Source organism: Nocardioides ureilyticus, from assembly GCF_051280745.1.
Classification (GTDB): Bacteria; Actinomycetota; Actinomycetes; order Propionibacteriales; family Nocardioidaceae; genus Nocardioides.
The window spans coordinates 39256-47116 of record NZ_JBNCOG010000029.1; the positions used below are offsets into that span (position 1 = coordinate 39256).

Annotated in this window: 8 protein-coding genes and 1 rRNA gene; 4 read left to right on the plus strand and 5 right to left on the minus strand. The window is 73.8% G+C overall.

Translation table 11 applies throughout. From position 1 onward, the window contains the following. The first annotated feature begins 43 nt into the window (after nucleotides 1–43). The 3 genes from ACSMHG_RS15220 (at nucleotide 44) to ACSMHG_RS15230 (ending at nucleotide 3283) form a co-directional block, all read left to right on the plus strand. Nucleotides 44–1291, plus strand: a complete 1248-nt coding sequence (locus ACSMHG_RS15220; protein ID WP_435746603.1) for a beta-ketoacyl-[acyl-carrier-protein] synthase family protein — start codon at nucleotides 44–46, stop codon at nucleotides 1289–1291. Further along, nucleotides 1291–2742, plus strand: coding sequence for an acyl-CoA carboxylase subunit beta (locus ACSMHG_RS15225; RefSeq protein ID WP_435746605.1), 1452 nt, complete (start codon nucleotides 1291–1293; stop codon nucleotides 2740–2742). The genes ACSMHG_RS15220 and ACSMHG_RS15225 overlap by 1 nt, the downstream gene beginning before the upstream one ends. 115 nt (nucleotides 2743–2857) lie before the next feature. Further along, nucleotides 2858–3283 (plus strand): hypothetical protein, encoded by a 426-nt coding sequence (locus ACSMHG_RS15230; protein ID WP_435746607.1) that lies wholly within the window; start codon nucleotides 2858–2860, stop codon nucleotides 3281–3283. Between the two features lie 38 nt (nucleotides 3284–3321). On the opposite strand, the gene ACSMHG_RS15235 is transcribed toward ACSMHG_RS15230, so the two are convergent. The 3 genes from ACSMHG_RS15235 to ACSMHG_RS15245 form a co-directional block, all read right to left on the minus strand. After that, the gene (locus ACSMHG_RS15235; protein WP_435746609.1) at nucleotides 3322–3855 is read right to left on the minus strand and encodes a DUF3145 domain-containing protein; all 534 of its coding nucleotides are present in this window, start codon (nucleotides 3853–3855) and stop codon (nucleotides 3322–3324) included. Nucleotides 3856–4012: 157 nt separating this feature from the next. Beyond that, nucleotides 4013–4936, minus strand: coding sequence for an alpha/beta fold hydrolase (locus ACSMHG_RS15240; protein WP_435746611.1), 924 nt, complete (start codon nucleotides 4934–4936; stop codon nucleotides 4013–4015). 87 nt (nucleotides 4937–5023) lie between these two features. Then, nucleotides 5024–5830 (minus strand): PP2C family protein-serine/threonine phosphatase, encoded by an 807-nt coding sequence (locus tag ACSMHG_RS15245; protein WP_435746613.1) that lies wholly within the window; start codon nucleotides 5828–5830, stop codon nucleotides 5024–5026. A 116-nt stretch (nucleotides 5831–5946) separates the two neighbouring features. Between ACSMHG_RS15245 and ACSMHG_RS15250 the strand changes: the two genes are divergently transcribed. Further along, a complete protein-coding gene (locus tag ACSMHG_RS15250) occupies nucleotides 5947–6465 on the plus strand; it encodes a hypothetical protein (RefSeq protein ID WP_435746615.1) in 519 nt (172 codons plus the stop codon). 22 nt (nucleotides 6466–6487) lie between these two features. Here the strand turns inward: ACSMHG_RS15250 and ACSMHG_RS15255 are convergent, their stop codons facing one another. Both ACSMHG_RS15255 and rrf read right to left on the minus strand, forming a co-directional pair. Beyond that, nucleotides 6488–7495: a tetratricopeptide repeat protein gene (locus tag ACSMHG_RS15255; RefSeq protein ID WP_435746617.1), complete on the minus strand. Its 1008-nt coding sequence runs from the start codon at nucleotides 7493–7495 to the stop codon at nucleotides 6488–6490. A 97-nt stretch (nucleotides 7496–7592) separates the two neighbouring features. Further along, nucleotides 7593–7709 (minus strand): 5S ribosomal RNA (rrf, locus tag ACSMHG_RS15260). Between the last annotated feature and the right edge of the window lie 152 nt (nucleotides 7710–7861).

Genomic DNA, 7861 nt, shown 5'->3' on the forward strand with positions numbered 1-7861 from the left:
CCGCCGGACCATCCCGCCGCACGCCCACTCCCCGAGGAGAACCATGTCCGCCACCCGCGTCGTCGTCACCGGCCTGGGATCGACCTCCCCCGTCGGGGGCGATGCCCCCTCCACCTGGACCGCGCTGCTCGAGGGCCGCTCCGGTGTCGCGGTGCTCGAGGAGGAGTGGGCCGAGCCCCTCGGCGCGCGCATCGCGGCGAAGGTGGCCGTGGAGCCCTCGGAGGTCCTCGACCGGGTCAAGGCCCGGCGGATGGACCGCTCGGGGCAGCTCGCCATGGTCGCCGCCCAGGAGGCCTGGGCCGACGCCGGGCTGAGCGGCACCGCCACGGAGGCGGGCGTCGACCCCGATCGCCTCTCCGTGGCGATGGCGTCCGGGATCGGCGGGGTCACCACCCTGCTGCAGAACTACGACTCACTGCTCGAGAAGGGCCCGCGCCGGGTGTCCCCGCTGGCCATCCCGATGCTGATGCCGAACGGACCGGCCGCCGGCATCGGCCTGGCGCTCGGGGCGCGGGCGGGCGTGCACACGCCCGTCTCGGCCTGCGCCTCCGGCAACGAGGCGATCGCGCTGGGCATCGACCTCATCCGCCTCGGGCGGGCCGACATCGTCGTCTGCGGTGGGACCGAGGCAGCGGTGCACGTCCTGCCGATGGCCGCGTTCGGCCAGATGATGGCGCTCTCCAAGCGCAACGACGACCCGACCGCCGCGTCGCGGCCGTGGGACAAGGGCCGCGACGGCTTCGTCCTCGGCGAGGGCGCCGCCGTCCTCGTCCTCGAGTCCGCCGAGCACGCCGCTGCTCGCGGCGCCCGGGTGTACGCCGAGGCGGCCGGCGCGGGCATCACCGCGGACTCCCACGACATCGCCCAGCCCGACCCGGTCGGAGCCGGCGCCACCCGCGCGATGCGGACCGCCCTGGAACGCGCCGACCTCTCCCCCGCCGACGTCGTCCACATCAACGCCCACGCCACCTCCACCCCCCAGGGCGACGTCGCCGAGGCGCTCGCCATCCGCAACGCCCTCGGGGACGCCGCCGGGGGCGCGGTGCTGACCTCGACCAAGTCGATGACCGGGCACCTGCTCGGCGCCGCCGGCGCGCTGGAGTCCGTGGCCACGGTGCTGGCCCTCCACCACCGCACCGTCCCGCCCACCATCAACCTCGAGGATCCCGAGGACGTGGGCCTCGACCTGGCCGACAAGGTCCGCGACCTGCCTGCCGGTGACGTCGCCGCCCTCAACAACTCCTTCGGCTTCGGCGGCCACAACGTGGCCATCGCCTTCCGGAGCGCCTGATGACCGCCGACGCCGCCACGACGGCGACCGCTCCCCGCACCACCACCAAGGTGCCGCGGGACCAGGACCCCCGCCACCCGTTGACCAGGCTGCGGGCGCTCCTCGACGACGACACGCTCACGCTGATCAGCCCCGACGACGACTCGGGGATGCTCGCCGCGGTGGGCACCGTGGGCGGCACCCGCGTCGTCGCGTTCTGCTCCGACGCCACCGTCATGGGTGGAGCGATGGGCGACCAGGGCTGCCGCGTGGTGGTCGACGCCTACCACCGCGCCCTCACCGACCGGGTCCCGATCATCGGGCTGTGGCACTCCGGCGGCGCACGACTGGCGGAGGGCGTCCTCTCCCTCCACGCCGTCGGGCGGATCTTCCAGGTGATGACCCAGGCGTCCGGCCAGGTCCCGCAGATCTCGGTGGTGCTCGGCCCCGCCGCCGGCGGCGCGGCGTACGGCCCGGCGCTGACCGACGCCGTGATCCTCGGCCCGGAGGGCCGGATCTTCGTCACCGGCCCCGACGTCGTGCGCTCCGTGACCGGTGAGGACGTCGACATGCTGCGGCTCGGCGGCCCCGAGCCGCACGGCCGCCGGTCGGGGGTCGTGCACATCCTGGCCGAGTCCGAGCGCGAGGCGCTCGACCGCGCCCGTGACCTGGCCACCCTCCTCGGCACCCAGGGCAGCCTGCGCGTCGAGGAGGTCGAGGACCGCGACCTGGAGGCGGTGCTGCCGGAGTCGCGCAAGCGGGCCTACGACGTCCACCCGCTCGTCGAGTCGGTCCTCGACGAGGGCACCATGCTGGAGCTCCACGCTCGGTGGGCCCCGAACATCGTCACCGCGCTCGGTCGGCTGGGCGGGCGCACGGTCGGTGTCGTCGCCAACAACCCGCTGCGCCTGGGCGGCTGCCTGGACTCCCTCTCCGCGGAGAAGGCGTCCCGCTTCGTCCGGATGTGCGACGCCTTCGGCGTGCCGCTGGTGGTGCTCGTCGACGTGCCGGGCTACCTGCCGGGTGTCGGCCAGGAGTGGGACGGCGTGGTCCGCCGCGGCGCGAAGCTGCTGCACGCGTTCGGGGAGTGCGTGGTCCCCCGCGTCACCCTGGTGACCCGCAAGACCTACGGCGGCGCCTACATCGCCATGAACTCCCGCTCGTTGGGGGCCACCCGCGTCTTCGCCTGGCCGGGCGCGGAGGTCGCGGTCATGGGGGCGGTCGCAGCGGTCCGGGTGCTGCACCGACGACGCCTCGCCGAGGTGGCACCGGAGATCCGGCCCCAGGTCGAGGCGGAGCTGGCCGCCGAGCACGAGCAGCTGGCCGGCGGGGTCGACCGGGCCGTCGAGATCGGCGTGGTCGACGAGGTCGTCGACCCGGCGCTCACCCGCAGCGCCCTGGCCCGCGCCATCGACGATGCCGTGCAGGCCGGCGGCGTCCACCGCGGCGCCCACGGCAACATCCCGCTCTGACCGGCCCCGGCGGCCCACCTCCCGGTCGCGGCCCGCTCATCCCCACGGGGCCGTAACCGCGGGCGGCACCTACCGTTGGTCCTCCGAGACCGTCGTCACACTGTCGGAGGAACCCATGACCCGCACGACCCCCCGGGCGGTCGTCGCGCTCGTCGTGACCACGCTCGCGGTGCTCGCCGGCGCCCTGCAGCCCGTCGCGGCCTACGAGCACAAGGACTGGGGCAAGACGGCGTCGTTCGACCGGTGGATCCGGCCGGGCTGCCACGAGTACAACTACCGCTACGTCGTCGACCCGCCCAGCGACGACTGGGCCGCGGAGATCTTCCTCGTCGACCGCACGGGCGAGAAGATCGCGAGCCACGCGCTCGACGTGGACGTCAACCCGGCGAGGGGCAAGCGGCAGTGGACGCTGTGCCGGCCGACGATCAAGCCGGGTCGCTTCAAGATCAAGATGCGCGTCACCTGGCAGACCAGCATCATCGAGATCAACAAGGGCTGGGTGAAGCCCTCGTACTTCCGCCTGGAGCCCAAGCGCCGCTGACGCGCGCTGTGACTCCTGGCGCGCCGGTCGTCCTCGGCTCAGACCACCTGGTGGAGCCAGCGCACCGGGGCGCCGTCACCGGCGTGCCGGAAGGTCTCGAGCTCGTCGTCCCACGGCTTGCCGAGCAGCTTGTCGATCTCGACCAGGAGCGTGGTCTCGCCGAGGGCCGCCTTCACCACGGCGGCCTTGAGCCGGTCCTCCGGGATCATGATGTCCCCGTGCAGGCCCGTGACGGCGTGGAAGACGCCCAGCTCCGGGGTGTAGGAGTAGCGCGCACCCTCGGTCCCCGAGGTGGGCTCCTCGGTCACCTCGAAGCGCAGGTGGTTCCAGCCGCGCAGCGCCGAGGCGATGGCGGCAGCCGAGCCGGGCGCGCCGGCCCACGAGAGCTCGGCACGATAGGTGCCCGCCTGCGCCGGCTGGGGCGTCCAGTCGGCGTTGACGGCAGCACCAAGCACACCACCGACGGCCCACTCGATGTGCGGGCACAGCGCGGACGGCGCTGAGTGGACGTACAGGACGCCCCTCGTCGCGGTGCGGGTAGCAGTGCGTGCGGTCACCGTGACCTCCTTCATCCTCCGGCGCGAGCTACGCCTTCCCCAGCGGTCTCGTACGGGAGTGAAGTCGATCGAGTGACAGCGATGTAGTTGTGGTTCCCATTGTGACCCATCCGGCTGCCAATCACCAGCGGTATGGACATGTGGCGCGTCACCGGCGCCGCGACGCCACCGGTCAGCCGGCGGCAGCGGCGCCCTCCGGTGCACCGCCCAGCGCGAGCAGCGCTCCGAGGACCTCCTCGGTGACCCCCAGGCCCCCGAGGTGGCTCTCCCCCTCGATGACGGACAGGGCGGCGTGCGGCAGGCGGTCGACGACGTGCTGGCCGTGACGGAGCGGCACGATGTGGTCGCCGTCGCCGTGCCACCACCGCACGGGGACCCGCACCTCGTCCAGCCGGAATCCCCAGTCGCGGGTCAGCAGGACGAGATCCGTCAGCGGAGCGGAGGCCTGGAAGCGGCTGCCGTTGAGGAGGTCGTCCACGAACATCGCCTTGAACTCCGGTCGGGCGACCAGGCGCCGGTCCCCCGGTGGCTGGAGCGCGGCGTACGCGTCCAGGAAGCTGCCCGCCGCCGGGCGGACCAGGCGGACGAAACCCGTGAGCGCCACCCCGAGCGGCACCCGCGCGACCGCGAGCAGCGGTGCCAGCTGCACCGCCAGCTGGATCGGCCCACCCTCGGCCGCGTCGGGGCCCACGGTCGGAGCCACTCCGCCCAGCACGCCGATCCCGAGCACCCGATCGGGCAGCACCGCACCGGCCGCCAGGACGTAGGGCCCGCCACCGGAGAGCCCGACGAGCCGCACCGTGTCGACGGCGAGCGTGTCGAGCAGGAGCTCGAGGTCCCGGGTCCAGTCGAGCACGTCGGGGTAGACGTGCGGCGTCGACGTGCCGATCCCGGGACGGTCCACGCCGATGATCCGTACGCCACGGTCCGCGGCGAGGGCACGCGCCTCGAGCGGCACCTGGCGCCGGCCACCCGGGGTCCCGTGCATCCAGACGATCGCCGGACCGCGGCGCGCACCGTACTCGGCGAAGCTCAGCCGTCGCCCGTCGCGCACGGCGACGCTGCCCTCCAGCGCCGGCCGGTCGACGTTCCTCATGCCCGGGAGTGTGGCACGGGTGCCGCGCCGTCGTGGCCCAGCGTCTCGGTGCCCGGGGTGGTCCCGCGGGGCCGTCTTCTGGAGCCGTCACGGCGACCGGAGCGCACCGCCCTGGACGACGTTGGCGGCATCGGTGAGGGCACCGAGACGGACAGCGTCCTCCCCCGTGGGAGGCTCGCGGTCCTCGACGACGTCGACCACCACGCAGGTGACGTTGTCCCGGCCCCCGGCGGCCAGAGCCTCCTCCAGGAGCAGCCGGGCCGCATCGTCGGTCCGGGGGCCGCCGAGCAGCTCGGCGATGCGCTCCTCCGACACCAGGTCGCTGAGCCCGTCACTGCACAGCAGGAGGCGGTCGCCCACCACGACGTCGACGGCGACCACGTCGATCTCCTGCTCGGCGGGGTCGCCGTCCAGCGACCGGAGCACGACGTTGCGCCACGGGTGCCGGGCCAGGTCCCCGGCGCGCAGCTGCCCCGACTCGAGGAGGTGCGCGACGTAGGTGTGGTCCGTCGAGAGCCGGACGAGCGTCCCGCCCCGCAGGCGGTAGGCACGGGAGTCCCCGACGTGGCCGAGGACCACCCGGTCGCCGTCGGAGAGCACCGCCGTGAGGGTCGTCGCCATCCCCAGCCGGCTCAGGTCGCGCTGGATCGCCCGCCGGATGCCGGCGCGGGCCAGGTCGGTCGCCCGGGCGAACACCTCCTCGGGGTCGCCGACCCCGCTCGCGACGGCGTCGAGGAACGCCTGCGCCGCCGTGGCCGAGGCCACCTCGCCCGCCGCAGCACCGCCGACACCGTCCGCGACCAGGCACAGCCCCCCACCGACGAAGCCGGAGTCCTCGTTGTTGCTGCGGACGAGGCCCACGTCGCTCACCCCGGATCCCACGAACCGCAGCATCGCTCCTCCTTCGGAAGGCCCCGCGCGACGCACGGTCATCGAGGCAGTGCTCCGCAGTACCCGCCGCCGGGACCCGGCACTCAACGGCGCTCCGTGACGTGGCCTACTCTCCCGCCATGACCACCACGGCACCCCTCGAGGTCAGCCGACGGCGCCGGGCCGTCCGCGTCGCGCTCTGGGTCGCGCTCGCGGTCGCGGTCGCCGCCGTGCTCGCGTGGTACACGACCCGGCCACCGGCCCTTCCGACGTCCCCCGCCACGCCGCAGGCGACGACGCCCGTCGGCGTACCGGTCTACGTCGGCATGTTCGCCGCACGGCACGACTTCGCGCGGACCCTGACGGTCGACGGCGTCAAGGTCGAGGCGACCGCGAACACCGAGGTCGACGTGGCGCCACTGCTCTGCCGGGGTGGCGCCTTCACCGCGACGTCGGACCCCGAGGCGTTCTGCAGCGAGCTGGTCGACCCCGAGGGGCAGCGCCTCACGCCCGGCGACTCGCTGGTCGTCGAGGTCACCGGGCAGCTGCCCGCCGTGGTGGTCATCGACCGCGTGCGCGTCGGGTACCAGGACGGCATCAGGGCCGGCACCCAGCCGGCGGGCGTCGCCCACGCGGTCGTCAGGGTGCTGGGCCGCTGAGCGACCCGGCGCCCGTCGCAAGTCAGTCCTGCGGGATCCGCTTCTCGAGCGCTTCGGCGCGGTCGGCTGCATCGGTGATCTCGTCGCTGTCGATGGCGTGCGTGCGGTGGAACCAGGCCAGCGCATCGGTCAGCCGCCCCGCCGCCTCGAGGGTGTCGGCGTAGGCGTACCGCAGGCGCACCACCCAGGACGCGCGGGTCTTCGAGGTCAGCGGGGCGAGCTCGAGCGTGCGCAGGGCAGCGTCGAGCTGGCCCATGTCCCGTCGGGCACCGGCCTCGACGATCGTCATCTCGGCCTTGGCCTCGGGAACGAAGTTGGCCACCGACGGGCTCTTCGCCAGCTTCAGGGCCTGGTCGGGGTGGCCGAGCGCCCGGTGGCAGTCGGCCATGATCGGCAGGTACGCCGTCCCCCCGTTCATCCGCTTCGCCGCGCGCAGCTCGGCCAGCGCCTCGGCGTAGTGACCAGCGGCGTAGGCGGCCTCGCCGGTGGCCTCGCGGACCACGGCCAGGCGTGGCGCGCGGGCCCGGGCGGCGAGCGTGTGCTGGTACGCCGTCTCCGGGTCGTCGTCGATCAGCGAGCCCGCCGCCGCGAGGTGCCGCGCCACGCGGGAGGCCAGCTTCTCGGGCAGGCCCCTGAGCTGAGCCGTGATCGCCCGGTCGAGCTCCTTGCCGGTGATGTCCTCCGGGAGGTCGGGACCGTCGTACCGCGCCTGCTCCGACGTGCGGTCGCCCTGCTTCTCCGCAGGCCGCTTCCAGTCGTCCTTGCGGCCGGGACGGGAACCCTTGCCTGCCCGGTCGGGACGGCCACCGCCACCACTGTCCCGGCCGCCGCGGCGCTCACGGCGATCATCCGATGTGGGGTCGAAGCGCTCAGCGCGCTCGCTCGAGCGGCCCGAGCGGGCGGCGGGCTTCCCGCCGGACTGGCCCGACCGGCCGCCGGCCGAGGAGCCCTTGCCCCCGCGTGGACCCGTGGGACGACCTCCGCTCCCCGTCCCTCGGGACGGGCGCTGGCTGCGACGATCCTCGGCCACGACGTACCTCTGCACTTCCCGGGCCACTCGGCCCGATTCGCTGACTTGCCGGAGAAACACGTAGAGGCCACCTTGCGGTGGCCTCTACGGAGTGTATGTCCGGCGGCGTCCTACTCTCCCACAACCTCGCGGTTGCAGTACCATCGGCGCTGAAAGGCTTAACTTCCGGGTTCGGGATGGGACCGGGTGTTTCCCTTTCGCTATGGCCGCCGTAACTCTTGTGGTCACACCCAGGCCGGCTGTTGCCGGCGGGGTGTTTCCAGGTCTCTGTTCACATGTGATGGATCGTGTGCGCCACCCAGGCACCCCGCCAAGCGGGGGCACCACGGGAGCGTGTGTGGTGAATTGGTTCGTGGACGCGAGCAC